Genomic DNA, 26,102 nt, shown 5'->3' on the forward strand with positions numbered 1-26,102 from the left:
CCGTCTTTGCTGGTCGAGAAGCCGCCTCTGAACTCCTTGCTGGTCGAGTAGCCGCCTCCGGCGGCGTATCGAGACCCCCGTCCCCGGACGTCCCGGTCGACCAGCCCCCGTCTTCGCTGGTCGAGTAGCCGCCTCCGGCGGCGTATCGAGACCCCCGGCCCGTCACGTCCCGGTCGAGCAGCCCCCCGTCTTTGCTGGTCGAGTAGCCGCCTCCGGCGGCGTATCGAGACCCCCGTCCCCGTCACGTGCTGGTCGAGCAGCCGCCGTCCGCCGTCCTGCCGGTGCCCGGCCTCCCTCCACAGCCGTCGATCCGGCCCGTTCTCCACGGAACCGTCACCCTCCACCCCGGCGCGCCCGCCTGCTCCGTCACGCTTCCGGCAGGAGGACGCATGGACAAGGACGAACTGGGGCGGCGCGGCGAGGAGATCGCGGCGGCGCACCTGAGAGACAACGGATTCGAGATCCTCGACCGCAACTGGCGGGTGCGCGAGGGCGAGCTCGACATCATCGCCCGCGACGGCTCGGCGCTGGTCGTGGTGGAGGTGAAGACGCGCTCGTCGACGCGTTTCGGCCTCCCCGTCGAGGCGATCACGCGCGCCAAGGCTCAGCGCCTGCGCCGGCTCGCCTACGCCTGGGCAGACGAGCACCACGAGCGCTCCCGGCATCTGCGGATCGACGCGGTCGGCATCGTCGCGCCCGGGGGAGTCCCGTCGCAGATCCGTCACCTGCGGGCGGTGGCGTGATGGGGCTGGGGAGGACGTCCGCCGTCGGTCTCGTCGGCTTCGCCGGAGCCGTGGTCGGGGTGGAGGCGCACTCGGCCGACGGCACGCCCGGCATGGTGCTCATCGGCCTGCCTGACGCGGCTCTCGCGCAGGCGAAGGAGCGGGTCCGCTCGGCCGCGATCAACTCCGGCAGCACGATCGCCGAGTACAAGATCACGGTGAACCTCTCGCCGGCCGCGATGCCCAAGCACGGCTCGGCCTTCGATCTCGCCATCGGGCTGGCCGCGCTCGCGTCGCTCCGGGAGGTCGACGCGGAGTCGGTCGCCGCGGTCGTCCACATCGGCGAGCTCGGGCTGGACGGCAGGCTGCGCTCGGTCCCGGGCGTGCTGCCCGCGGTGCTCGCGGCCGCTAGCGAGGGCAGGCGCCGCGTGATGGTCCCTGTCGAGGACCGGCTCGAGGCGGAGCTGGTCGACGGCGTCGAGGTGATCGCCGTCTCGTCGCTCGCGGCGGCCGCGATCTGGCACGGCGCCGAGTGGGAGGTGCCGGTGCTCCCCGAGACCGCGCCGGCACCTGCGGTCGTGTCCGAGCCGGAGGCCCGTCTCGATCTCTCCGACGTCGTGGGGAACGAGGAGGCGGCCGAGGCGATGGTGGTCGCGGCGGCGGGCGGGCACCACGTGTTCCTGCTCGGGCCTCCCGGCGCCGGGAAGACGATGCTCGCCTCGCGCCTTCCAGGCATCCTCCCCGACCTCGATGACGACGCAGCGCTGGAGGCCACCTGCATGCGCTCGCTGGTCGGAGCGCCGACCGGTGGCGTGCTGGTGCGCAGACCGCCGTTCGAGAGTCCGCACCACTCCGCCTCGTCCGCAGCGATCGTCGGCGGGGGCAGCGGCCGCATCCGGCCCGGCGCGGTCGCCCGCGCCACCCGGGGAGTGCTGTTCCTCGACGAGGCCCCCGAGTTCTCGTCCGTCGCCCTCGACGCGCTGCGCCAGCCGCTCGAATCCGGAGTGATCCGCATCCACCGCGCGAACGCCGTCGCCGAGTTCCCCGCGCGGGTGCAGCTCGTCCTCGCGGCGAACCCGTGCCCGTGCGGCCGCTTCGGCATCCCCGGAGAGACCTGCACCTGTGCTCCCTCGGTCCGCCGCCGCTACCTCGCGCGGCTCAGCGGACCGCTGCTCGACCGCGTCGACATCCGCCTGACGGTCCGCCGGATCAGCGCGGCTCAGCTGGCCGCACGTCGAAACACGTCCGGAATGTCGACGGCGCAGGCTCGCGCCCGTGTCGCCGCGGCGCGGTCCCTCGCAGCGGCTCGCCTCGCCTCCACGCCGTGGACGCTCAACTCGGAGGTCTCCGGCGCCTGGCTGCGCTCGGACGCGGTGCGCCCGACCAGTGCCGAGTCCCGCACGCTCGACCGGGCTCTGGAGCGAGGTCTGGTGACCATGCGCGGCTACGACAGGGTCCTGCGCCTGGCCTGGACGCTCGCGGACCTCGACGCAGCCGACCGGCCGTCAGCAGCCCACCTCGCGCGCGCGCTCGTCCTTCGAGGAGGTGCCGCGTGATCCGGCCCGACGCGCTCTTCGACGGAGCGGAGCTCGACGCTGTTCGCCGACTGCTGCCGAGCGGTGCAGCCGAGCCCCGGTCAGCTGCCGACGGCGAGGCGACCGATGAGTCTGACGGTGGTCGGGGGTCACTCGTCGACGCTGCTGCCCGGTGCGGCTGGAACTCTCTGACCGAGCCCGGCGACTCCGTCGCCGCCCTCCTCATCGAGAGGGTCGGCGCGGCCGAGGCCTTCGCCCACGTCGTGTCCTCGTCGTCCGCGGAGGAGATCCTCGCGCCCCCGCATCGCGCTCCCTCCGACGAAGAAGGCCCGGCACCCGCGCCCCTCGACTCCGAGGTCGCCGCCCTGCAGTCGGGGCTGGCGCGCTGGCGACCGCGCCTGGACCGCAGGCTCCTGTTCCGACGTCTCGAGATCGCCGAGCGACTCGGCGCCCGGCTGCTCCTGCCCGGGGCTCCCGTGTGGCCCGAGTCGCTCGACGACCTCGGGCCGCACGCGCCACTCCTGCTCTGGCTGCGCGGTGATCCCGCCGCCTTCGATCCGACGCACCGCCTCGCCCTCGTCGGCGCCCGCGCTGCCACCGGCTACGGCGAGCACGTCGCCGCCGAGCTCGCCGCGGGCGTCGCGGTGCGAGGCGTCTCCGTCGTCTCGGGCGGTGCCTTCGGGATCGACGCGGTCGCCCACCGTGCCGCCCTCGGCTCCGGAGGCCGGACGGTCGCCTTCCTCGCCGGGGGAGCGGACCGCCTCTACCCGACGGCCCACGCCGACCTCCTCCACCGCATCATCGCCACCCCCGGCTGCGCCGTCGCAACGGAGGTCCCGCCGGGCACCACGCCCACTCGCTGGCGATTCCTGCAGCGCAACCGCCTCATCGCCGCCTCCACCGCGGGCACCGTCGTCGTCGAGGCCGGCGCCCGCTCCGGATCCCTCAACACCGCCGGCCACGCGGCTGCCCTGGGCCGCCCCCTCGGTGCGGTCCCGGGCCCGGTCACCAGTGCCTCCTCCGCCGGCTGCCACCGGCTCCTCCGCGAGTACGCGGCGACCTGCGTCACCTCGCCGGCGGATGTGCTCGAACTGCTCGCCGTCGGCGACGCCGACGGATCGTGCCGAGCGCTGACCGCGGCTGAGGCGCGAGTCCTGGCCGTCGTCGAATCCGAAGGAGGCTGTGACGCCGCAACCGTCGCCCGGCTCTCCGGGGAATCGCTCGATTCGGCACTGTCGGCGCTGGGTGCGCTCCTCGCAGACGGACGCGTCCACCGTTCCGAGGACGGGGACTGGGAGCGGGCGCCCGGGTGAGCGGCCCCGCCGCCGCGGCGCTGTCGGCGGTCCGCCCTACGCTGAAGGGGCATCGGCGAGGGGAGCGGCATGGACGCCACGGCAGCAGGACACGGCGGAGAGCGCCCGCAGCTCGGGCACTTCCGCGCCGCCGACAGGGTCATCGCGCATCTGAGCGACACGCACCTGCTGGCCGACGGCGCTCCGCTCTACGGGAAGGTCGACACGGCCGCCCGCCTCGCGCAGGCGGTCGGCCGGCTGGCCGAGCGCGGCGGACGCCTGGACGCGATCGTCGTCACCGGGGACGTCGCGGACCGTGGCGAGGAGGACGCCTACCTGCTCGTGCGCGAGCAGCTCGACCCGGTCGGCGAGCGGTTCGGCTGCCCGATCGTCTGGGTGATGGGCAACCACGACGAGCGCGGAGCGTTCCGGCGGGTGCTCCTCGGGCAGGACCCGGCGGGCGCGGGACCCGTGGACCAGGTCGTCGACCTCGGCGGGCTCCGGCTCATCGCGCTCGACAGCGCGGTGCCCGGCTTCCACCACGGCGACCTCACCGACGCCCAGCTGGCCTGGCTGAAGGACGAGCTCGCCGCACCGGCCCCGCTGGGGACGATCCTCGCCCTGCACCACCCTCCGCTGCCCACGCCGCTCGGCGCGATGACCGTGCTCGAGCTGCGGGGGATCGACCGCCTCGATGAGGTGGTGCGCGGAACCGACGTCCGCGCGATCCTCGGCGGCCACCTGCACTACCCCACGGCTGCGACCTTCGCGGGCGTGCCCGTGCTCGTCGCCGGCGCCACCAGCTACACGATGGACCTCGGAGCGCCCGAGCGGGAGCTCGCCGGCGTCGACGGAGCGCAGAGCCTCTCGCTCGTCCACGTCCACCCGGAGACGGTGGCCGCCTCGTTCGTGCCGACGGCACCGGCCCCGATCGCGACGCGGTTCGGCACCGACCTGATCGAGCGGCTCGAGGGGCTCGACGAGCAGGGGCGCATCGACCTCTGGTCGCGGATTCCGGACGGATCATGACCGGCGAGACGCTCGCCGACTCGGTCGAGCACTTCCTCCGGTACGTCCTCGATGAGCGATCCCTCTCGCCCGCCACCGCGAAGGGCTACCGCTCCGACCTGGCGCGCCTGATCGCCCACACGGAGGAGAAGGGGCGGCTCCTCACCGCCGAGCTCGACCTCGAGCTGCTGCGCGACTGGCTCTGGCGAGAGTCGGAGTCGGGGATCGCCCGCGCGACCCTCGCCCGGCGCACCGCGGCCGTCCGCTCCTTCTCCTCCTGGGCGCATCGGACCGAGCGGCTCCCCGTCGACGTCGCCGCACGCCTCAAGACGCCCAAGTCGGGACGGACACTGCCGCGGGTCCTCACGCTCCCGCAGGCGGAACAGGTGCTCGACACGGTCGCGGCGCGAGGCGCGACCGATGACCCGGTGGCGCTGCGGGACCTCGCGATCGTCGAGCTGCTCTACGCCTCCGGCATCCGCGTCTCCGAGCTGGTCGCCGTCGACCTGGGCGACGTCGATCTCGGCCGGCTCACCGTGCTCGTCACCGGCAAGGGCGCCAAGCAGCGGGTCGTCCCGTTCGGCGTCCCCGCGAAGGAGGCGCTCGTCGACTACCTGGAGCGCGCCCGACCCTCTCTCGCCACCGGCGACGGGAGCGGGGCCCTGCTGCTGGGACGGCGGGGCGCGCGCCTCACCCCGCGCACGGTCTACGGCGTGGTGGCGAGGCTCCTCGACGGCGGGCAGGGCTCCGGACCGTCCGGTCCGCACACCCTCCGCCACACCGCGGCGACCCATCTGCTCGACGGCGGAGCCGACCTCCGCGCCGTCCAGGAGCTGCTCGGCCACGCGAGCCTGGGCACCACGCAGATCTACACCCACGTCTCGACCGAGCGGATCCGCGACGCCTACCGCCTCGCCCACCCCCGCGCCTGACCGGACGCGCGAGTCGCTGGACGCACCCTTCCGCGCCACTCGCTGAACACCCTGCGCCACGTCGTCCATCGGCAGAAGCACCGCCCGGGGGATCCCGCCGAAGAACCGCATCGGCGAAACGTAGTCGCCACCCTCGCGGACGCCGAGGTGCACGCACCTCCCGTCGCAGTGGCCGCCCGCACCCACTGCTCCGACGGGCTGGCCCGCGGTGAGGACCTGCCCCGCCGTCACCGATCCGTCGACCGGCTCGACCGTCGAGACCAGACCGTCCGCGTGCACGATGCTCACCACGGACCGGTCGACCACCCTGCCCGAGAACGACACGGTACCCGCAGCGACGGCGACCACGGGCTGCCCGGCCGCTGCGGCGAGGTCGATCCCGCGGTGCCCGGGGGCGTAGCGGTGCGCTGGCGCGCCCCACGGCTCCACGACGGAGAAGCCCGCGACGGGGGAGGTCCACCGCGGGTCGGACCGGCCGGGGGACGAGGTGCCGGAGGGCGAGGCGCCGAGAGGCGCCCCGACGAGCAGAGCGGCGAGGGCGAACACGCCCGGGCGCAGGAGTCGGGATCGGAGCATGCGGCCACCCTCCTGGAGCCGGTCCGAGACCGGTGGTCGGCCGAGCGGATCAGGGGAGGAGAGCGCGACGGGCCCGGCTGTGGAGGGAGGACATCGGCCGGGGGAGAGCGCAACCCGTCCCGGCGGTGCCGCGGCGAGGAGTAACGTGCCGGTGATCCGGCTCGGGAGCGGCACCCCGCCCCCACCGGCGGCGAGAATCGGAGACGACCATGACCAGCGGACGATCTGACACGACCAGCGGGAGAGCGGACATCCCGAACCCCTCGGCGGCGAAGCTGAAGAGGAAGGTGATCGGCCTCGCGATCGCGGCGGCGGTCGGCGGCTTCCTCTTCGGCTTCGACTCGTCGGTGGTGAACGGTGCCGTGGAGGCGGTGCAGGGCGAGTTCCAGCTCTCGGCCGCCCTGATCGGCTTCGCCGTCGCCTCCGCGCTGCTCGGCTGTGCGCTCGGCGCGTACCTCGCTGGGCGCCTGGCCGACCGCTGGGGCCGCATCAAGGTCATGCTGCTCGGCGCCGGGCTCTTCTTCATCTCCTCCATCGGCGCCGGCGCGGCGTTCGCGGTCTGGGACCTCGTGCTCTGGCGCGTGGTCGGAGGCCTCGGCATCGGCATCGCCTCCGTGATCGCTCCGACCTACATCTCGGAGATCGCGCCCAAGGCCATCCGCGGAGCCCTCGCGTCGCTGCAGCAGCTGGCGATCACGCTCGGCATCTTCGCCGCACTGCTCTCGGACACCCTCATCGCGAACGGCGCGGACGGCGCCTCCGAGCCCTTCTGGTTCGGCGTCGCCGCCTGGCGCTGGATGTTCATCGCCTGCGCCGTGCCGGCCGTCATCTACGGCCTCCTGGCCCTGACCCTGCCGGAGTCGCCCCGCTACCTCGCGACCCGCGGCCGCTCCGAGGACGCCCGCGCGGTGCTCGCGACGGTCACGCCGCGCGACGAGGTCGACGAGGCGCTCGCGGACATCCAGAAGAAGATCGACGAGGACTCCGAGAACGCGAAGCGCTCCAGCCTCCGCGGCCCCGCCCTCGGCCTGCTCCCCGTGGTCTGGGTCGGCATCCTGCTGTCGGTGTTCCAGCAGTTCGTGGGCATCAACGTGATCTTCTACTACTCCACCTCGCTCTGGAGCGCGGTCGGATTCGACGAGTCCAACTCCTTCGCGATCTCGGTCTTCACCTCGGTCGTGAACGTCGTCGTCACCTTCGTGGCGATCTTTCTGGTCGACAAGGTCGGCCGGAAGCCGCTGCTGCTGGTCGGCTCGGCCGGCATGGCCGTCTCGCTCGCGCTGATGGCCATCGCCTTCAGCCAGTCGACGATCAGCGGAGAGGACGTCTCGCTGCCCGGCGCGTGGGGGCCGATCGCCCTCGTCTCGGCGAACGCGTTCGTCGTCTTCTTCGGTGCGACCTGGGGCCCGCTGGTGTGGGTCCTCCTCGGCGAGATCTTCCCGAACCGGATCCGGGCGGCCGCCCTCGGCCTGGCGGCCTCGGCCCAGTGGATCGCGAACTTCGCCATCACGGTGACCTTCCCGATCCTCTCGCAGGACGTGTCGCTCACCCTGGCCTACGGCCTCTACGCCGCCTTCGCGGCGATCTCGTTCGTCTTCGTCTTCATGTTCGTGCCCGAGACCAAGGGCCGCTCGCTGGAGGAGATGGACACCCTGCACATCCGCACCGTGATGAAGTCGGCGCGCAAGTAGCACCGGCCTCCCGCGCCCCGACGGCCGCCCTCCCGCAGCAGCGGGGGAGGCGGCCGTCCTGGTGCTAGACTCCACGGAGCACCTCGCTCGTCGGGGTGACTACGCGCGCCCATTCGGCCTCCGCTCCCCACGGTCCCTCTCCGCTCACGCGGCCGGGGCGGGAGTGCGCCGGGCGCCAGGGCGACGTGCCGACCGGCCGTCGCAGACAACCGAACGGGAGTTCGGCGCCGTCGTGCGCCCAGGCCCCGAGACAAGGAGAACGACTCATGGCAGTCGTCACCATGCGCCAGCTGCTCGACAGCGGCGTCCACTTCGGGCACCAGACCCGTCGCTGGAACCCGAAGATGAAGCGCTTCATCCTGACCGAGCGCTCGGGCAGCTACATCATCGACCTCCAGCAGTCGCTGGCCTACATCGACAAGACCTACGACTTCGTCAAGGAGACGGTCGCCCACGGCGGCACCATCCTCTTCGTCGGCACCAAGAAGCAGGCGCAGAACGCGATCTCGGAGCAGGCGACCCGCGTCGGCCAGCCCTACGTGAACCAGCGCTGGCTCGGCGGCCTCCTGACCAACTTCCAGACGGTCTCGAAGCGCCTCGCCCGCATGAAGGAGCTGGAGGAGCTCGACTTCGACGACACGTCGAAGAGCGGCTTCACCAAGAAGGAGCTCCTCATCAAGAAGCGCGAGCTCGACAAGCTGCACAAGTCGCTCGGCGGCATCCGCAACCTCTCGAAGACGCCGTCGGCCCTCTGGGTCGTCGACACCAAGAAGGAGCACCTCGCGATCGACGAGGCCAAGAAGCTGGGCATCCCGGTCATCGGCATCCTCGACACGAACTGCGACCCGGACGAGGTCCAGTACCCGATCCCGGGCAACGACGACGCGATCCGCTCGGTGAGCCTGCTCACCCGCATCGTCGCCGACGCCGCGGCCGAGGGCCTCATCCAGCGCCACCAGAAGCCCGAGGCCGAGGGCAACGTCTCCGCCGTCGAGCCGCTGGCCGAGTGGGAGCAGGAGCTGCTCTCCACCGGTGCGCCCGCCGCCGACGTGCAGGAGCCGAACGAGCAGGCCGGCGCGGAGACCGAGAAGGTCGCCGACGCCGAGGCCGAGACCGCCGACGAGGCCGTCGTCGAGGCCGAGACCCCCGCCGCGGAGGAGGCCCCCGAGGCCGACGCCGCCGCGACCTCGACCGACGAGACCGCCACCGCCTGACACCCCGTTCCGTGACGGGGGTCGGACGCCGCACCCGCGGTCGTCCGGCCCCCGCTCGGTCGGTGCACGTTCACCACGAGTAAGAACCGCCGTCACCTCGGCGTGCTGGGCTCCTCCCGTGAGCCCGCCGCGAGTGACGGCGCCACAGGGTTTCCGAACCAAGAGGAGTTCCGAGAACATGGCAAATTTCAGCCTCGCTGACGTCAAGACGCTGCGCGAGCAGCTCGGTACCGGCATGGTCGACACGAAGAACGCGCTGGTCGAGGCCGACGGCGACCTGGACAAGGCGGTCGAGATCCTCCGCCTCAAGGGCGCCAAGGGCAACGCGAAGCGCGCCGACCGCTCGACGAGCGAGGGCCTCGTCGCCGCCGCCGAGAAGGACGGCGTCGCCACGATGATCGAGCTCGCCTGCGAGACCGACTTCGTCGCCAAGGGCACGAAGTTCATCGCCCTCGCCGACGCCGTGCTCACCGCGGTGGTCGCCGCCGGCTCCACCACGGTCGAGGCGGCCCTCGCGGCCCCCGCCGACGGCAAGACCGTCGCCGACCTCATCAACGACGAGGCCGCGATCCTCGGCGAGAAGGTGGAGCTGCGCCGCGTGGCCTCCGTCTCGGGCGAGCACTTCGCGATCTACCTCCACAAGACGAACAAGGACCTGCCCCCGCAGGTCGGCGTGGTCGTCGGCTACGCGGGTGAGGACGCCGAGACCGCGCGCTCCGTCGCCCAGCACATCTCGTTCGCGAACCCGTCCTACCTCTCGCGCGAGGACGTGCCGCAGTCCGAGGTCGACAACGAGCGCCGCATCGTCGAGGAGATCTCGCGCGGCGAGGGCAAGCCCGAGGCCGCCCTGCCGAAGATCATCGAGGGACGCGTGAACGCGTACTTCAAGCAGGTCGCCCTGCTCGACCAGGACTACGCGAAGGACAACAAGCTGTCCGTCAGCAAGGTCCTGAGCGACGCGGGCCTGACCGTGTCGGGCTTCGCCCGTTTCAAGGTCGGCGCCTAACAGCACTGCAGGAGGGAGTCCGGGTCGTTCAGTCGACCCGGGCTCCCTTCGCTCTGCCCGGGGCGGTCCCGGGCGTGGTCGCGGGGCCCGCTCCGCGCGGGATAGGTTTGTACGGGTCTACGGGAGGAAACGTCCATGACGGAGACGGATGCGATGACGACGGGCAAGCGCCGCAGGGTGCTTCTGAAGCTGTCGGGGGAGGCGTTCGGAGCCGGCACGCTCGGCGTGAACCCTGACGTGATCAGCGCCCTGGCGCGCGAGATCGCCGATGCCGCGACCGAGGTGGAGATCTCGGTGGTCGTCGGCGGCGGCAACTTCTTCCGCGGAGCCGAGCTCTCGCAGCGCGGCATGGACCGCGGCCGGGCCGACTACATGGGCATGCTGGGCACGGTGATGAACGCCCTCGCCCTCCAGGACTTCCTCGAGCAGGCGGGCGCCGAGACGCGCGTGCAGTCAGCGATCGCGATGACGCAGGTCGCGGAGCCCTACATCCCCCGCCGGGCGATCCGGCACATGGAGAAGGGCCGCGTCGTCATCTTCGGCGCCGGCGCCGGACTCCCGTACTTCTCGACCGACACGGTCGCCGCGCAGCGCGCGCTCGAGACGCACGCCGACGTGGTCCTCGTCGCCAAGAACGGCGTGGACGGCGTGTACGACGCCGACCCGCGGACGAACCCCGACGCGAAGAAGCTCGACGCGCTGACCTACCAGGAGGCGCTCCAGCGGGGCCTCAAGGTGGTCGACTCCACCGCGTTCAGCCTCTGCATGGACAACGGCATGCCGATGCAGGTCTTCGGCATGGAGCCCTCGGGCAACGTCGCGAAGGCCATCCGCGGCGCCGAGCTCGGCACGCTCGTCTCGAACTAGACTGACCACTTCCCTCTCTTAAGGAGCTCCCTGTGATCTCGGATGTACTGGCCGACGCGAAGACCAAGATGGGCAAGGCCGTCGAGGTCGCCAAGGAGGACTTCTCCACGGTCCGCACCGGACGCGCGAACCCCGGCATGTTCCAGAAGGTGCTGGTGAGCTACTACGGCACCCCGACGCCGCTGTCGCAGCTCGCCTCGATGCAGAACCAGGAGGCCCGCACGCTCGTCCTGACGCCCTACGACAAGGGCTCGCTGCGCGACATCGAGCAGGCCATCCGGGACATGCCGAACCTCGGCGCGAACCCGACCAACGACGGCACGATCATCCGCGTGACCCTGCCGGAGCTCACCGCCGAGCGCCGCAAGGAGTTCGTCAAGATCGTCCGCACCAAGGCCGAGGACGCCAAGATCGCGGTGCGCAACATCCGCCGCAAGGGCAAGGACGACCTCGACGCGCTGAAGGGCGACATCGGCGACGACGAGCTCGCCCGCGGCGAGAAGGAGCTCGAGGCGCTCACGAAGCAGCACGTCGACGCGATCGACGAGGCGCTCAAGCGCAAGGAATCCGAACTGCTCGAGGTGTAGCGGTGCCCGAGATCCCCGAAGGACCCGAGGGCGGCGAGAAGAGACCGTCTCCGCACGTCCCGGGTGCCCGGGGATCCCGGATGGTCACCCGCGACGCGCTGCGTGCGCGCGCCCAGCAGGGCCGGGCCGACGTCGAGCGCCAGCTCGAGGCGACCCGTGCCCAGCTCGAGGCGACGAACGACCGTCTCACCGCGCGCTCGGGCCGGAACCTCGTGTCGGCGACCGCGATCGGACTCCTCGGCGGCGGCGCGATGGTCGTCAGCCTCCTCCTGGTCAAGGAGCTCTTCATGGTGCTCGCGGGGGTGGTGGTGCTGCTCGCGGCGCTGGAGCTCTCGAACGCCCTGCGCCACGCCGGTCGCGACATCCCGCGCATCCCGACCGGGATCGTGGCGGTCGTCGCCGTGCCGGCCGCCTACTACGGCGGCCTCGGCGCCGCGTGGGCCACGGTCCTCGGCGGATCCGTCCTCGTCGGCCTCTGGCGGCTGGGGGAGCAGCTCTTCCGGCGCACCGCCTCCAGCCGGAGGGACCTCGCCCTCGACATCGGCCTCGGCGCGTTCGTCCAGGGCTACACGACCTTCCTCGGCGCCTTCGCGATCCGTCTCGTCGCCGAGCCCGGCGGCCAGCTCTGGGCGTTCGCGTTCCTGGTGCTCGTGATCGTCGTCGACACCGGCGCCTACGTGAGCGGACTCACCTGGGGCAAGCACCCGATGGCACCGCGGATCAGCCCGAAGAAGACCTGGGAGGGGTTCGCCGGTGCGGCCGTCGCGGGGATCGTCGTCGGCGTCCTGCTCGCCCTGCTGATGCTCGGCCAGCCCTGGTGGGTCGGTGCGGTGTTCGGGGCCGTGGTGCTGCTCACCGCGACGCTCGGCGACCTCGCCGAGTCGCTGATCAAGCGCGACATCGGCATCAAGGACATGAGCTCCTGGCTGCCCGGCCACGGAGGAGTCCTCGACCGGCTGGACTCGATCCTGCCGTCGGCCGCAGCAGCCTACGTGCTGTACTTCCTCTTCGCCCACTGAGCGCACGCCTCACCGGGGCGTGCCGATTCCGCTCCCGGCGCGCGGCTTGGCATGATGTCGGGATGACCGCTCCCTTCCCCCGAGCCCGCGAGTCCCGTCCCGGCTACGACACGGCCGAGGTCGACTCCTTCCTCGCGTCGGCGCGCGAGGCCTACTCGCAGCTCTCCGGGGGACCGGCGGACCTCCGCGCCGCCGACCTGCGCCACACCGCGTTCACCCTGCGCAAGGGCGGCTACTCCGCGCCCCACGTCGATGCGGCGCTCGAGCGCCTCGAGGACGCCTTCGCCCTGCGGGAGCGCCAGTACGCGATCGCGGCCCGGGGCGAGGAGGCGTGGCTCGCGGACGCGCGGTCGACCGCCCAGGAGATCGTGAACCGGCTGGCCCGCGCTCCCCGCGAGCGGTTCACCCGGGCCGGCGCTCTCACGACGGGCTACAACATCCGCCAGGTCGACGCCTTCGCCGACCGGATCTCCGGGTACTTCCGCGACGGATCGGTGCTGACCGTGGACGACGTGCGGACCGTCTCCTTCGCCCCGCAGCGCGGCGGGTACGCCGAGGCGCAGGTCGACCTGCTGCTCGACACGGTCGTCGATGTGATGCTGGCGGTCCGCTGACCGGAGCCGGATCTGCTGGCCGATCAGGTCATCGTCCGTTATGCTTTCGTAATCGTGGCTCAGCATCCTCAGACCTCCGTCGCCCACACGCCCGCGAACCGCACCAGCGGTCGCCCGGCGGTCCCGCACCAGACCCCGGTGCGGCGCTCCTGGGCTCGGATCCCGGTGACGGTGCTGGCCTTCACGGCGTCGATCGCGTTCGCCATGGTGAACGTCGTCGATCCGTCCAGCGGCGCGGTCGCCTCCCCCTACTACCAGGCCCCGGCGCGCTTCAACGGCGACTCCGCGCAGCGGCTCGTCGTCGCGGACGCCGTCGAGCGGACCGTCCAGCGCGACTCGTTCGGCGCCGAGGCGAAGCCGACGCCCACTCCGACCCCGACGCCCACTCCGACCGAGACTCAGACCGCTTCCGCGACCGTCGACGAGGAGGAGTCGGGCTCCGCCGAGGCCGAGACCGCCGCTCCCGTCCAGCGCGCCGCCGCTCCGGATCCCGGATCCGCGAAGGCGATCGCGTACGACATGATCGTGCAGCGCGGCTGGGCCGACAGCGAGTACGACTGCCTCGTCCTCCTCTGGAACCGCGAGTCCGGCTGGAACGTCTACGCCGAGAACAAGTCCAGCGGTGCCTACGGCATCCCGCAGGCACTCCCCGGCAGCAAGATGGCGTCGGCCGGCTCCGACTGGGCGACCAACGCGAGCACCCAGATCACCTGGGGCCTCGGCTACATCTCCGGCCGCTACGGCTCGCCCTGCGGTGCCTGGGCCCACTCCGAATCGGTCGGCTGGTACTGATCGTTCCCCTCCGCTCGGCACCGCGTCCGGCGGGCTGAGGCTCTCGCTACCCTGGTGCCGTGGATTACGCGCTGCTCGGGGTCGTCGGGATCATCACGGTCGTCACCGTCGCGCGGTTCTCGAGCCGCCTCGGGATCGCCGCACCGCTGCTCCTGGTCGTCATCGGTATCGGCGCGTCCTACCTCCCCGGGGTCCCGGACATCGAGGTCGAGCCTGAGCTGATCCTCGCGGGCGTGCTGCCGCCGCTGCTGTACTCGGCCGCGATCCAGGTGCCCCTCACCGACTTCCGGCGGAACCTGCGCTCGATCTTCGGGCTCTCGGTGCTGCTGGTCGTCGTGACCGCCCTCGTGGTGGGCGGCTTCCTCTACCTCGTGTTCCCCGATCTGAGCCTGCCCGCAGCGATCGCTCTGGGCGCCGTCGTGAGCCCGACCGACGCGGTGGCCGCGACCTCGATCGGCAAGAAGCTCGGACTCCCGCCCCGCCTGGTGACGGTGCTCGAGGGCGAGAGCCTCGTGAACGACGCGTCGGCGCTGGTGCTGCTGCGCGCCGCGACGGCTGCGGCGGCCGTGGTCGGCGCCTCCGTCACGACCGACGCGATCGACGTGGGCGAGGTGGGGGTCCTCTTCGTCTACTCCGTCCTGATGGCGATCGTCCTCGGACTGGTGATGGGCGTGCTCACCGTCTTCGTGCGCTCGAAGCTGCGGGACCCGGTGCTCGACACCGCCGTGTCCTTCGCCGTGCCGTTCCTGGCCTACATCCCGGCCGAGGAGCTGGGCGCGTCCGGGGTGCTCGCCGTCGTGGTCACCGGGATCTACACGGGGCACAACAGCGCGCGCTTCCTCTCGCCGCAGTCGCGGATCAGCGAGCGGGTGAACTGGCGGACGGCGCAGTTCCTGCTCGAGAACGGCGTCTTCCTGCTCATGGGCGCCGAGATCAAGGCGATCGTCTCCGGGGTCGTGGACCCGGGCGAGTTCGGAGTGGGCACCGCGGTGCTGCTGGGTCTGGCCACCGTGGTCATCCTGATCGTGCTGCGGGCCCTCTTCGTGTGGCCGCTGCTCCTGTGGCTGCGCAGCTCCGGTCGGCGGGCGGAGCGGATCAACCGGCGGCTGGCGGTGGGCCTCATGCGACTGCGCAACAGCGCCACCAGCGATGAGCGCTTCCGGCGGCGGCAGGTGAGAGCGGAGCGGCTCTACCTCCGGCGCGAGACCGACCTGGCCGCGACCGCGAGCGAGGCGTTCGGCTGGCGCGGCGGAGTCGTCCTGTCCTGGTCCGGGATGCGCGGCGTGGTCACGCTCGCCGCGGCCCAGTCGCTGCCGGACGAGACTCCCTACCGCTCCCAGCTGATCCTGATCGCCTTCACCGTCGCCGTCGTGACGCTGCTCCTGCAGGGTGCGACGCTCCCCGCGCTGATCCGGCTCACCGGCATCCAGGGCACCGACGGAGAGGCCGACCGCCGCGAGCTCGCGACGCTGCTCGACGAGGTCGCGGCCACGGGCATCCAGGCCCTCCCCGAGGCGGTGGCGGAGCTGCCCGACGGCGAGGCGGGCGAGCGCGTCCTCGAGCGCGTGCGCCGCGACACTCTGACCCGCTCGCAGGTGGCGTGGGAACAGGTCGGCCGCGCGGAGGATGCGCCCCTCGGCCCGCACGCGCAGTACCTGCGGCTGCGCCGAGCGGTCCTGCTCGCCGAGCGGGAGGCACTGCTGGACGCCCGGGGGCGCGGGGTCTACTCCTCGCGGACGCTGCGGCGGGCGCAGCTGATGCTCGACGCCGAGGAGACCCGGCTCGAGATGGACGACAGCTCCCACTGACGGGAGGGGCCCGGCGGCGGCCTCCTAGACTGGGGAGATGCCGCGCAGCAACAGACCCCGGGGCGGCCGCCGTGACGACGACGACGAGCAGCGCGATCTCTCGCAGATGCTCGCCGGCTTCCGGCGCACCGAGTCGCACGCCGGCCGGGAGTGGAACGTCCAGCCCGTCTCCGCAGCGCGGGCCGTGAAGAACTACCTCTGCCCGGGCTGCGGGCTCACCATCGACATCGGCCAGCCGCACCTGGTCACCTGGCGGGCCGACGGCGCGCTCGGCGACGCGGCCGACCTGGCCGGCCGCCGCCACTGGCACACGCACTGCTGGAGAATCCGAGGAGCACGATGACCCACGAGATCCGCGGAGGCGTCGTCCTCCCCGCCCGCCGCGAGGACGTCGAGCTGCACACCTCCGACGGCCTGACCCTGGTGGGGGAGCTCGCGCTGCCCCTGGAGCACGAGCCGGTCGCGACCCTGGTCACCCTGCATCCGCTGCCCACCCACGGCGGCTTCATGGACTCGCACATCCTGCGGAAGGCCGCCGCCCGGCTGCCCGCGCTCGCCGACCTGGCGGTCCTCCGCTTCAACACCCGCGGCACCGCGTCGCCGCGCGGCACGAGCGAGGGCGCGTTCGGACACGGCATCGAGGAGCGCGCCGACGTCGCCGCAGCCCTGGCCCTCGTCGCGGACCGCGGACTGCCGCACCCCTGGCTGGTCGGCTGGTCCTTCGGCACCGAGCTCGCGCTGAAGTGGGGGAGGGAGCACCCCGTCGAGGGAGCGATCCTGCTCTCGCCGCCGCTGCACCGCACGAGCGCGGAGGAGGTCGCCGCCTGGGGCGAGGACGGCCGCCCGCTCGTGGCGCTCGTCCCGGAGTTCGACGACTACCTGCGGCCGGAGGCGGCCGCCGAGCGCTTCGCGAGCGTGCCGCAGCTGGACCTCGTCGCTGTGGAGGGCGGGAAGCACCTCTGGGTCGGCGAGGCGCAGACCCGGCGCGTCCTCGACGAGATCGTGCGCGTGGTCGCGCCCGCCTCGTCCCCGCTGCCGACGGAGTGGGCGGGCGAGCTCGGCTGAGCCGACCCGCGCGGCGGCCGCCTAGCGGCCGGACGAGCCGCCGTCGGAGCCGTCGCCGTCAGAGCCGCTGCCGTCGGAGCCGTCGCCGTCGCTGTCGTCCGCGAGTCCGTCGATGTGGCCGATGAGCCCGCGCAGTCCGGACACGTAGCCGGCGATCGCGTCGCGCTCGGTGCGGATCTCGTCGAGGCGCCGCTCGGCGGTGTCCATCAGCTCGCGGCTGCGGCGCTCCGCGTCCGCGACGAGCTTCTGCGCCTGGTCGCGCGCGTCGTCGAGCAGGGCGTCGGAGTCGTCCTGGGCCTTCCGGCGCAGTCGCGTCGTGTCGTCGAGGGCGTCGCTGCGGAGGGCGTCCGCCTCGAGGCGCTTGTCGTTCGCGCGTCGGATGGCGTCGGCGAGCTGCAGGTTCGACTCGTCGAGGTAGCGCTGGGTCTGCGCGACGGCCTCCTGGTGGCGGAGCAGGTCGTCGCGGTCGGCCTCCTCGCGGCGCGCGGCGAGCTCGACCACCAGGTCGATCCGGGCCTGCTCGACCTCGCGCGAGAGCGCAGCGGCCTCGTCGGCGGACGCGGCACGCAGGCCCGCCAGCTCGGCGTCGAGCACGGCGACGGCCTCGGCGCGCTCCTGGGTGAGCCGGGTGCGCTGGTCGGAGATCTCGCGGGCGCCCTCGGCGCGGGCGGCGGCGACCTCGGCGTCGAGCGCGGCGCGGGTCGAGAGCACCTCGGCCTCGACCGCCGCGCGAGCCTGGGCGACCTCGGCCTCGACGGCCGCCCGGAGCCGGTCCACCTCGGAGGCGACCTCGGCCCGCAGGAGCTCGTTGGCCTGGGCGAGGCGAGCGGCCTCGGCGCGGGCGACCTCGATCTCGCGGGCGGCGACGGCGCGCATCTCCGCAGCCTCGCGCTCGGCCTCGGAGCGGATCGCGGCGGCCTCGCGCTTCGCGGTGGCGCGGGTCTCGGCGGCCTCGGTCGCCACGGTGCCGCGGATCGCAGCGGCCTCGCGGACGGCGTCCTGGGTCATCACGTCGCGGTCGTCGGCGGCCTTGCCGAGCGTCGCCGCGGCCTGCGCCTCGGACTCGTCGCGGGTCCGGTCCGCACGGCGGCGCGCCTCGGTCACCAGGCGCTCGGCCTCGTCGCGCGCCTCCTGGAGGATGCGGTCGCCGTCGTCGCGGGTGGATCGGCGGAGGGCGGAGGCGTCGTTCTCGGCCTGGGCGATGATCCGCTCGGACTGCTCCTCGGCCACGCGCAGGGTGTGCTCGAGCTTGGCGCCCAGGCCGGCGTAGGTGGGAGTGCCGACCTGCTGCAGCTCCTTCTCGAGGCCCTCGATCCGGGAGGACAGGCGCTTCACCTCGCGGCCGCTCTCGGCCGCCTGGGTGTTCGAGTGGATGAGCTCGCGGCGCAGGCCCTGGACGGCCTTGTCGACCTCGTCCCGGTCGTAGCCACGGAACACCTGGGTGAATTCGGCCTCGTCGTTCGCCACGTCGTCTCCTTCAGAGCAGGACCGCGGTGGGGCTCGCGGCACTGGGAAAGTGTATTCAGCAGGGAGGCCGCGGCCGGGGCGACACCCGCACCGCGCGCCGCTCGGGCCGCACTCTCGGCTTCTCCCGGGCATCAAAGGGAGGGCATCGGCTATCGTGGACTGTCTTTGTCTGTTGCCGTCGCGCCCCGGTCCGGCTGCGTACCCCGAGCCGGCCCCGGCCGTCACCCCGATCCGGCAACGCAGGAGGAGTTCTTTCGTGCGGTTCGTCTTCGCCATCATCGCCACCGTCATCGCTGCCGCGATGATCGTGCTCGGCATCGGTCAGCGGACGGTCTGGGCTCCTCCGGAGTCCCTCACCGCCGAGACCGCGCTCGACTCCTCTGCTCCCTACGCGGTGATCGACGGCAGCACCCTGGGCGCCAACCCGGGACGCCAGACGATCACGGTCGAGGGCAGCGGCGACCTCGTCGTCGCCTACGCCCGGACCTCCGACGTGCTGGGCTGGGTGGGCGGCTCGAGCTACGACGCCATCGGCTACGAGCGCGCCGACGACACCCTCACCTCCGCGGAGGAGACGGGCGAGCGCGTCCAGCTCTCCTCCGACGTCGAGACCGCCGACGCGGCGGTCGTCGATCCGCGCGGCTCCGACCTCTGGCTCGAGGAGTTCGAGGGGAGCGGCAGCGTGACCCTGGCGCTCGACGTGCCGGAGGACGTCTCCATCCTCATCGCGAGCGACGGCACCGCGCCGGCAGCCGACTCCGTGCGCGTCAGCTGGCCCGTGGACACCGCGACGCCCCTCGCCGGCCCGCTGCTGCTCGGAGGAGCCGTGTTCCTCCTCCTCGGCCTCGTCCTCTACATCTGGGCCTTCGTCCACCTGCGCCGCCAGCACGGCCCGCGCCGGAAGGGACCGCAGGGTCGGATCCCCCGCGGAACCCGCCGCCCCCGGCCGCGTGCCGGGATCCAGGCCTCCACGGCGTCGCCGGCGCCCTCGCGCCGCCGGGCCGCCCTGGTGCTGCCCGTCGTCCTCGGGACGACGGTCCTCCTCTCCGGCTGCAGCTCCGACTACTGGCCGGATCTCGCCGCGGGCGCGAGCGAGGCGCCGACCGCGTCCGCCACGGCGACCGCGGGGGCAGAGCCGGTCTCGGCCGAGCCGACCCCCGTGGTCACCACGCAGCAGGCGGAGGCCGTCGTCGCCGAGGTCGCCGATGTCGCGTCGCGCGCCGACGCCGCCCGGGACGCCGGGATCCTCGCCGAGCGCTTCCAGGGCGAGGCGCTCACCGAGCGCACCACCAACTACGACGTCGTCGCCAAGGGCGGGACGATCGACCCGCCGCAGACGATCCCGGCCTCCCCGGTGAGCCTGGTGCTCCCGCAGGACACGGAGTCGTGGCCGCGCCTGGTGACCGCCGTCGTGCAGAACTCGACGGACTCCACCCAGGCCCCGATCGCGCTGATGATGAGCCAGGCGAGCCCGCGCGTCGACTACAAGGTCGACTACGCCATCTCGCTCGAGGCCAACGCGCGCATCCCCGACGTCGCGCCCGTCACCGTCGGCACGTCGATCGTGGCGCCCGACTCGCGCCTGATGAAGCTCGCCCCGCAGACCGTCGGCTCCGCGTACGCGGACGTGCTCGCCAACGGCGACTCGAGCCAGTACGCCGAGCTCTTCGCGGCCGACGGCGACACCCTCCGGGGGCAGGTCGGCGTCGACAAGAAGAACGCCGACCGCGAGGCGCTGCCGGACACCGCCTCGATCGAGTTCTCGAACGCCGCCGGCACGTCGCCGACGATCGCGCTCGCGACGAACGACTCGGGGGCCCTCGTCGCGGCGAGCATCGCCGAGACGTCGACCGTCCGCCCCACTGCCGAGGGCTCGACCGTCTCGACCTCCGGCGCCTCGCAGACCCTGCTGGGCACGGACAAGTCGACGACCGGCATCGAGACCACCTACGGATACCAACTGCTGTTCTACGTACCGCCCGTCGGATCGGAGGAGAAGATCGTGATGCTCGGATGGAGCCAGGGACTCGTCTCGGTGGTGCAGCTGCCGTGAGCACCGTCCCGCCCCTGCCCGGAAACCTCCGCGGCGCCGTCGACCTCTCGTCGCTGGTGAACCGCCGCACCCCGCCCGCCGCCTCCGCCGGCGCCCCGGCCGCGCCCGCCGCTCCCGGAGGCGCGCCCGGCGCGAATCCGCTGCTGCTGACCGCCGGCGACGCCGAGTTCGACCAGGTGGTCCAGCTCTCGTCGCGCGTGCCGGTGATCGTCGACCTGCGCGGCTCCTGGTCGGACCAGAGCCAGAGCATGACCGCGCTGCTCGAGAAGGTCGTCGTTTCGTACGCCGGCGCGTTCGTGCTCGTCGGGGTCGACGTGGAGTCGAGCCCGCAGCTGGCGCAGGCGTTCCAGGTGCAGTCCGTGCCGACGGTCGCCGCGATCATCGGCGGCCGCCCGGTGCCCCTGTTCAGCGGCCTCGTCGCCGAGGAGCAGCTGCGCGACCTGCTCGAGCAGGTCCTCCAGCTCGCCGCTCAGAACGGTGTGACGGGCACGGTGCCGGTGGAGGGAGCCGCTCCCGCCGAGGGCGCGGAGCCCGAGACGGAGCCGCTGCCGCCGCACCACCAGGAGGCCTACGACGCGATCGACCGGGGCGACTACGCCGCGGCGATCACCGAGTACGAGACCGCCATCGCGCAGAACCCGCGCGACGACCTCGCGGTCGCCGGTCTCGCTCAGGTGCGGCTACTGGCCCGCCTCCAGGGCCGCACGCTCGACGACATCCGCTCGACCGCCGCGGCGGAGCCGTCGAACCTCGACGCGCAGCTCGCCGTCGCCGACCTCGACGTCTCGGGTGGCCACGTCGAGGACGCCTTCGACCGGCTGCTCTCGATGTTCCCGCGCCTCGACGCCGACGGGAAGGCCGCCGTCCGCGCGCGCCTCCTGGAGCTCTTCGAGATCGTCGGTCAGACCGACCCGCGCGTCAACAAGGCTCGGGCCCGGCTCACCGGCCTGCTCTACTGACGCCGGCCGGAACGCCGAGAGGCCGCCCGCTCGCGACGATCGTCGCGGCGGGCGGCCTCTTCCGTGCGGGGACCGATCAGTCGGCGGGTCGCAGGTAGAGCACGGCCAGCGGGGGCAGGACCAGCTCGGCGGAAGCCGGGCGGCCGGCCCACGGCTCCTCGCGAGCCTCGACCGCTCCGAAGTTCCCGACTCCGCTGCCGCCGTAGATCTCGGCGTCCGTGTTGACGAGCTCCTCCCAGCGGCCGGCCGTGGGCAGGCTCACGCGGTAGCCGTGCACGGGCGAGCCCGAGAAGTTGGCGATGACGGCGATCGGGCGACCCTCGCTGTCCTTGCGCAGGAACGAGACGACGTTGGCCGCCGCCGCGCCGCCGTCGATCCACTCGAAGCCCGACTGCTCGTGGTCGAGCTCCCAGAGCGACGGCGAGTCGCGGTACACGCGGTTCAGCTGACCGACGAGGCTCCAGAGACCGCGGTGGCTCGGCTGATCGAGGATCCACCAGTCCAGGCCCCGCTCCTCGCTCCACTCGGAGTACTGGCCGAACTCCTGGCCCATGAAGAGCAGCTGCTTACCGGGGTGGGCCCACATGAAGGCGAGGTAGGCGCGCACGTTCGCGAGCTGCTGCCAGTGGTCGCCCGGCATCTTCTGGATCAGCGAGCCCTTGCCGTGCACGACCTCGTCGTGGCTGATCGGCAGGACGAACTTCTCGCTGAAGGCGTAGACGAACGAGAAGGTGATCTCGCCCAGGTGGTACTGGCGCCAGAGCGGGTCGTTCGCCATGTAGTCGAGCGAGTCGTGCATCCAGCCCATGTTCCACTTGAGCCCGAAGCCGAGGCCGCCGGAGCTGGTGGGCTGGGTGACGCCGGGCCAGCTCGTCGACTCCTCGGCGATCATCATGATGCCGGGGTGCAGCTTGTAGGCCGTGGCGTTGACCTCCTGGAGGAAGCTGATCGCCTCGAGGTGCTCGCGTCCGCCGTACTGGTTCGGCAGCCACTCGCCCTCCTTGCGGGAGTAGTCGAGGTAGAGCATCGAGGCGACGGCGTCCACTCGCAGGGCGTCGACGTGGAACTCCTCGAGCCAGAACAGGGCGTTCGCGACGAGGAAGTTGCGCACCTGGGTGTGCCCGAAGTCGAAGACGTAGGTGCCCCAGTCCATCTGCTCACCGCGGCGCCAGTCCGGGTGCTCGTAGAGCGGCTCGCCGTCGAAGCGGGCGAGGGCGAAGTCGTCCTTGGGGAAGTGCCCGGGCACCCAGTCGACGATGACGCCGATGCCGGCCTGGTGCAGACGGTCGATCAGGTACTTGAGGTCGTCGGCCGTGCCGAAGCGGCTCGAGGCGGCGTAGTAGCCGGTGACCTGGTAGCCCCAGGAGCCGCCGAACGGGTGCTCGGCGAGCGGCATGAACTCCACGTGCGTGAAGCCGAGCTCGGTGACGTACTCGATCAGCGGGTCCGCGAGGTCGCGGTAGCCCAGTCCCGGACGCCAGGAGCCGAGGTGCATCTCGTAGACGCTGAGCGGCTGCGTGTGCGGATCGACCGAGGCTCGCTTCTCCATCCAGCCGGAGTCGCCCCACTGGTGGTGCGAGACGGGGACCTTCGAGGCGGTCGCAGGCGGCACCTCCGTGGCGCGGGCCATCGGGTCGGCCTTGCGGACCCAGTGGCCGTCGCGCGAGAGCAGGTCGAACTTGTAGGAGGCTCCGGGCTCGACGCCCGGGACGAAGATCTCCCAGACCCCGGTCGTCCCGAGGTTGCGGAGGGAGTGGCCCTCGCCGTTCCAGTCGTTGAAGTCGCCGACGACCCGAGCGGCCTGGGCGTGCGGGGCCCAGACGGCGAAGCTCGTGCCCCAGACCCCCTCGTGCTCGCGGTGGCGGGCACCGAGCGCCTCCCAGAGACGCTCGTGGCGGCCCTCGCCGATGAGGTAGAGGTCGAAGTCGCCGACCGTCTTCGAGAACCGGTAGGGGTCCTCCGCGGTCCACTCGCCGCCGCCGCCGTAGCGGGCCTCGACCGTGTACGCCTGCGGACCGAGGACGTGGAAGCCCTGCCAGATCCCGTCGCTGAGGTGGCTCAGCTCGACGCGGGCGCCGGTGGCGAGCACCACGGCGACCTTCTCGGCGAGCGGGCGGCGCACGCGGACGACCGTCACCGGGTCGGAGACGCCGGGGGCCGCGACGAGGTGCTGGCCCAGGACGTCGTGGGGGAGCGCGTTGCTGCCGGTGGCGAGCTGCTGCAGCACCCACTCCGGGATGTCGGGCAGCGCGATCGCCGCGGTGCCGTCGACGGGGCCCGAAGCGGTCGCGGGGTCCGCGGTCGTCTCGGCGGGGTCCGCGGTCGTCTCGGCGGGGCCGGCGGTCGTCTCGACGGGAGCGGCGCTGTCGGCTGCGACGGAATCGGCGGCGTCCGTGTCGTCGGGCAGGTCGCCCTCGGCCCCGCTGCCGACCGGAGCGGACTCCGCGTCGTCGGCGTCGCGCTCGACGGTCACGGCGTCGTCGCCCGCGACCGGCTGAGGCGCCTCCGGGACCGTCTCGACCGCGTAGCTGCGCGCGTTCTCGCCGTCCGCTCCGGGGTGCTGTCGTGCGTCGGACGCCGCGTCGGCGACGTGCGCGCCGTGGCCGGAGGTGGACGCCGAGCTGGTGCCCGTCGTGGGGACCGTCTCGGCGTGCGCGCCGAGGCCCGCCTCCGCGGCCGGGCTCGTGCCCTCGGGGGTGGTTCCGCTCATCGCTCGTCCGCCTTCACGCTCAGGATGTGCACGGGCTCGACGAACGAGTCGAGCCGCACGTAGTCGTCGCTGCCCCAGGTCCAGACGGCGCCGGTGATCAGGTCCTCGACCTCGAAGGTCGCGCTCCAGTCGAGCCCGATCTCGGGCAGGTCGAGGTGGACCGTGGTCTCGCGGGCCGAGTGCGGGTCGGTGTTGACGACGACGATGATCGTGTCGTCGGTCCCGGTGCCCGTGAACGCGGCCTGCAGGTGCTTGGAGTAGACGAGGATCGCGTCGTCGTCGCTGCCGTGCACGTGCAGGTTCCGTAGCTGCCCGAGCGCGGGGTGCGAGCGCCGGATCTCGTTGAGACGCGTGATGTACGGCGCCAGCGAGCGGCCCGACTCCTCGGCGCCGGCCCAGTCGCGCGTCTTGTACTCGTACTTCTCGTTGTCGATGTTCTCCTCGGCGCCGGGGCGAGCGACGTTCTCGACCAGTTCGTAGCCGGCGTAGACCCCCCACAGCGGCGACGCGGTCGCGGCCAGGGCCGCCCGCACCTTGTACGCCGAGCGGCCGCCGTACTGGAGGTACTCGGTGAGGATGTCCGGAGTGTTCACGAAGAGGTTCGGCCGCATGTAGTCGGCCGTCTCGTGGGAGATGCTCGTGAAGAACTCGCCGAGCTCCTCCTTGGTGTTGCGCCAGGTGAAGTACGAGTACGACTGCTGGAAGCCGACCTTGCCGAGCGCGCGCATGATCGCGGGGCGGGTGAACGCCTCCGCGAGGAAGACGACCTCGGGGTGCTCGGCGTTGACCTCGTGGATGATCCACTCCCAGAAGTCGAGCGGCTTCGTGTGGGGGTTGTCGACGCGGAAGATCCGCACGCCCAGGTCGATCCAGTGCCGCAGGACCCGCAGCGACTCCTGACGGATGCCCTCGGGGTCGTTGTCGAAGTTGATCGGGTAGATGTCCTGGTACTTCTTCGGCGGGTTCTCGGCGTAGGCGATCGAGCCGTCGGGGAGCGTCGTGAACCACTCGGGGTGGCTGGTGACCCAGGGATGGTCGGGCGAGGCCTGCAGGGCGAAGTCGAGGGCGAGCTCGAGGCCCGCGGCCTCGACCGCGGCGTGGAAGGCGCGGAAGTCGTCCTCGGTGCCGAGGTCCGGGTGGATCGCGTCGTGGCCGCCCTCGGCCGAGCCGATCGCCCACGGCGAGCCGGGGTCGTTCTCGCCGGCGTCGAGCGTGTTGTTCGGGCCCTTGCGGAAGGAGCGGCCGATGGGGTGGATCGGCGGCAGGTAGAGCACGTCGAAGCCCATCGCGGCCACCGCGGGGAGGCGGTCGATCGCGGTGCGGAAGGATCCGCTGGTCACGGTCCCGTCCTCGTGGCGCACGGCGCCCTCGGAGCGGGGGAAGAACTCGTACCAGGCGCCGACGCCGGCGCGGGTGCGCTCGACGTGGACGGTGCGCGGCTCCGAGACGCTGGTGAGGCTCATCACCGGGCGGGCGTCGAGCGCGCCGTGGACGGCGGGATCGGTCGCCGCGGCGAGGCGCTCCTCGGCGCTCAGCGTGGTGTCGCCGACTCGGGCGGCGGTGTCGAAGAGCAGGCTGCGCTCGCCCTCGGGCCGCGAGGAGTCGTCGGCGCCGCTGCGCAGCAGGCCCTCGCCGATGGCGAAGGTGACGTCGATGTCCAGGCCGGCCGGGATCTTGACCTCGGCCGTGTGGAGCCAGGTCGCCCAGTCGTCGGCGTAGGCGCGGATGCGGTAGCTCCAGTCGCCCTCCTCGTCGAGGGCCACGAGGCGCCCGTAGCGGTCGGTGCCGGTCGCGAGGAGCGACATGCGGTGCTCCGACTCGGCCCCGGACGGCGAGCTCAGCAGGAGGTCGACGCCGATGAGGTCGTGCCCCTCGCGGAAGGCCGTGGCGGCGAAGGGGACGACCTCGCCGACGAACGCCTTCGCGGGCCAGCGGTCGTCCTCGAGCCGCGGCTGCGGGTCGATGATCGGCAGGCGCTCGGCGCGGACGCGGTAGCCGCTCCCGGTCGTCGCGGGCGCCGGCGACGCGTCGGGTGCGTCCGCGGTCACCGGGGCGGCCGGAGCACTGTCGGCCGCGGGGGGAGCAGGAGTCGCCTCGGGGGCGGCGGCGGGCGCCGGAGCGGCCGTCTCGGGAGGCGCCGACGCCTCCTGGGGTGCGCGTCCGCGACCCGCTCGCCGTGCGTCCT

Annotated in this window: 21 protein-coding genes and 1 pseudogene; 18 read left to right on the plus strand and 4 right to left on the minus strand. The window is 72.6% G+C overall.

What is annotated here, in order from left to right:
- Positions 1 to 389: 389 nt before the first annotated feature.
- The 5 genes from C5C36_RS12455 (at position 390) to C5C36_RS12475 (ending at position 5,489) form a co-directional block, all read left to right on the plus strand.
- Positions 390 to 743: a YraN family protein gene (locus C5C36_RS12455; RefSeq protein WP_104309828.1), complete on the plus strand. Its 354-nt coding sequence runs from the start codon at positions 390 to 392 to the stop codon at positions 741 to 743.
- The gene (locus tag C5C36_RS12460) at positions 743 to 2,278 is read left to right on the plus strand and encodes a YifB family Mg chelatase-like AAA ATPase (protein ID WP_104309837.1); all 1,536 of its coding nucleotides are present in this window, start codon (positions 743 to 745) and stop codon (positions 2,276 to 2,278) included. The genes C5C36_RS12455 and C5C36_RS12460 overlap by 1 nt, the downstream gene beginning before the upstream one ends.
- On the plus strand, positions 2,275 to 3,570 hold the full coding sequence (gene dprA, locus C5C36_RS12465; protein ID WP_258072288.1) for a DNA-processing protein DprA: 1,296 nt from the start codon (positions 2,275 to 2,277) through the stop codon (positions 3,568 to 3,570). The genes C5C36_RS12460 and dprA overlap by 4 nt, the downstream gene beginning before the upstream one ends.
- 69 nt (positions 3,571 to 3,639) lie before the next feature.
- Positions 3,640 to 4,578 (plus strand): phosphodiesterase, encoded by a 939-nt coding sequence (locus tag C5C36_RS12470; RefSeq protein ID WP_104309829.1) that lies wholly within the window; start codon positions 3,640 to 3,642, stop codon positions 4,576 to 4,578.
- The gene (locus tag C5C36_RS12475; RefSeq protein ID WP_104288326.1) at positions 4,575 to 5,489 is read left to right on the plus strand and encodes a tyrosine recombinase XerC; all 915 of its coding nucleotides are present in this window, start codon (positions 4,575 to 4,577) and stop codon (positions 5,487 to 5,489) included. Before C5C36_RS12470 ends, C5C36_RS12475 begins: the two co-directional genes overlap by 4 nt.
- 123 nt (positions 5,490 to 5,612) lie before the next feature.
- On the opposite strand, the pseudogene C5C36_RS18270 reads toward C5C36_RS12475, so the two are convergent.
- A pseudogene (locus C5C36_RS18270) lies at positions 5,613 to 6,065 on the minus strand (murein hydrolase activator EnvC family protein); the annotation flags it as partial.
- Between the two features lie 209 nt (positions 6,066 to 6,274).
- On the opposite strand from C5C36_RS18270, the gene C5C36_RS12485 reads away from it, so the two are divergent.
- The 11 genes from C5C36_RS12485 (at position 6,275) to C5C36_RS12535 (ending at position 16,728) form a co-directional block, all read left to right on the plus strand.
- Positions 6,275 to 7,756 (plus strand): sugar porter family MFS transporter, encoded by a 1,482-nt coding sequence (locus tag C5C36_RS12485; RefSeq protein ID WP_104223897.1) that lies wholly within the window; start codon positions 6,275 to 6,277, stop codon positions 7,754 to 7,756.
- Positions 7,757 to 8,022: 266 nt separating this feature from the next.
- Positions 8,023 to 8,970, plus strand: a complete 948-nt coding sequence (gene rpsB, locus C5C36_RS12490; RefSeq protein WP_104223896.1) for a 30S ribosomal protein S2 — start codon at positions 8,023 to 8,025, stop codon at positions 8,968 to 8,970.
- A 178-nt stretch (positions 8,971 to 9,148) separates the two neighbouring features.
- On the plus strand, positions 9,149 to 9,976 hold the full coding sequence (gene tsf, locus C5C36_RS12495; RefSeq protein WP_104272926.1) for a translation elongation factor Ts: 828 nt from the start codon (positions 9,149 to 9,151) through the stop codon (positions 9,974 to 9,976).
- 153 nt (positions 9,977 to 10,129) lie between these two features.
- Entirely contained in the window at positions 10,130 to 10,843 is a 714-nt protein-coding gene (gene pyrH / locus C5C36_RS12500; protein WP_374952923.1) for a UMP kinase, read from the plus strand.
- Between the two features lie 32 nt (positions 10,844 to 10,875).
- Positions 10,876 to 11,430, plus strand: a complete 555-nt coding sequence (gene frr, locus C5C36_RS12505) for a ribosome recycling factor (protein WP_104232499.1) — start codon at positions 10,876 to 10,878, stop codon at positions 11,428 to 11,430.
- A gap of 80 nt (positions 11,431 to 11,510) precedes the next feature.
- Positions 11,511 to 12,449, plus strand: coding sequence for a phosphatidate cytidylyltransferase (locus tag C5C36_RS12510; RefSeq protein ID WP_104232500.1), 939 nt, complete (start codon positions 11,511 to 11,513; stop codon positions 12,447 to 12,449).
- 62 nt (positions 12,450 to 12,511) lie between these two features.
- Positions 12,512 to 13,063: a DivIVA domain-containing protein gene (locus C5C36_RS12515; RefSeq protein ID WP_104226865.1), complete on the plus strand. Its 552-nt coding sequence runs from the start codon at positions 12,512 to 12,514 to the stop codon at positions 13,061 to 13,063.
- A gap of 54 nt (positions 13,064 to 13,117) precedes the next feature.
- Positions 13,118 to 13,855 carry a lytic transglycosylase domain-containing protein gene (locus C5C36_RS12520; RefSeq protein WP_244229431.1) on the plus strand — a complete coding sequence of 246 codons (738 nt, stop codon included), beginning with the start codon at positions 13,118 to 13,120 and terminating at the stop codon, positions 13,853 to 13,855.
- A 59-nt stretch (positions 13,856 to 13,914) separates the two neighbouring features.
- Complete coding sequence (locus C5C36_RS12525) at positions 13,915 to 15,663, plus strand: sodium:proton antiporter (protein WP_104260590.1); 1,749 nt, start codon at positions 13,915 to 13,917, stop codon at positions 15,661 to 15,663.
- Between the two features lie 37 nt (positions 15,664 to 15,700).
- On the plus strand, positions 15,701 to 16,006 hold the full coding sequence (locus C5C36_RS12530) for a hypothetical protein (protein ID WP_181027199.1): 306 nt from the start codon (positions 15,701 to 15,703) through the stop codon (positions 16,004 to 16,006).
- Complete coding sequence (locus C5C36_RS12535; RefSeq protein WP_104260591.1) at positions 16,003 to 16,728, plus strand: alpha/beta hydrolase; 726 nt, start codon at positions 16,003 to 16,005, stop codon at positions 16,726 to 16,728. Before C5C36_RS12530 ends, C5C36_RS12535 begins: the two co-directional genes overlap by 4 nt.
- Before the next feature lie 21 nt (positions 16,729 to 16,749).
- Here C5C36_RS12535 and C5C36_RS12540 read toward each other — a convergent pair whose 3' ends face one another.
- Positions 16,750 to 18,195 carry a DivIVA domain-containing protein gene (locus tag C5C36_RS12540; protein WP_104260592.1) on the minus strand — a complete coding sequence of 482 codons (1,446 nt, stop codon included), beginning with the start codon at positions 18,193 to 18,195 and terminating at the stop codon, positions 16,750 to 16,752.
- Between the two features lie 256 nt (positions 18,196 to 18,451).
- On the opposite strand from C5C36_RS12540, the gene C5C36_RS12545 reads away from it, so the two are divergent.
- Both C5C36_RS12545 and C5C36_RS12550 read left to right on the plus strand, forming a co-directional pair.
- A complete protein-coding gene (locus C5C36_RS12545) occupies positions 18,452 to 20,248 on the plus strand; it encodes a hypothetical protein (protein ID WP_104247619.1) in 1,797 nt (598 codons plus the stop codon).
- Positions 20,245 to 21,207, plus strand: a complete 963-nt coding sequence (locus tag C5C36_RS12550) for a tetratricopeptide repeat protein (RefSeq protein ID WP_104260593.1) — start codon at positions 20,245 to 20,247, stop codon at positions 21,205 to 21,207. The genes C5C36_RS12545 and C5C36_RS12550 overlap by 4 nt, the downstream gene beginning before the upstream one ends.
- Before the next feature lie 76 nt (positions 21,208 to 21,283).
- On the opposite strand, the gene glgB is transcribed toward C5C36_RS12550, so the two are convergent.
- Positions 21,284 to 23,917: a 1,4-alpha-glucan branching protein GlgB gene (gene glgB / locus C5C36_RS12555; RefSeq protein ID WP_181133812.1), complete on the minus strand. Its 2,634-nt coding sequence runs from the start codon at positions 23,915 to 23,917 to the stop codon at positions 21,284 to 21,286.
- Positions 23,914 to 25,884, minus strand: a complete 1,971-nt coding sequence (locus C5C36_RS12560) for an alpha-1,4-glucan--maltose-1-phosphate maltosyltransferase (RefSeq protein WP_258072290.1) — start codon at positions 25,882 to 25,884, stop codon at positions 23,914 to 23,916. The genes glgB and C5C36_RS12560 overlap by 4 nt, the downstream gene beginning before the upstream one ends.
- Positions 25,885 to 26,102: the final 218 nt, after the last annotated feature.

It is taken from the genome of Rathayibacter sp. AY1G1 (assembly GCF_002932095.1).
Taxonomy (GTDB): Bacteria; Actinomycetota; Actinomycetes; order Actinomycetales; family Microbacteriaceae; genus Rathayibacter.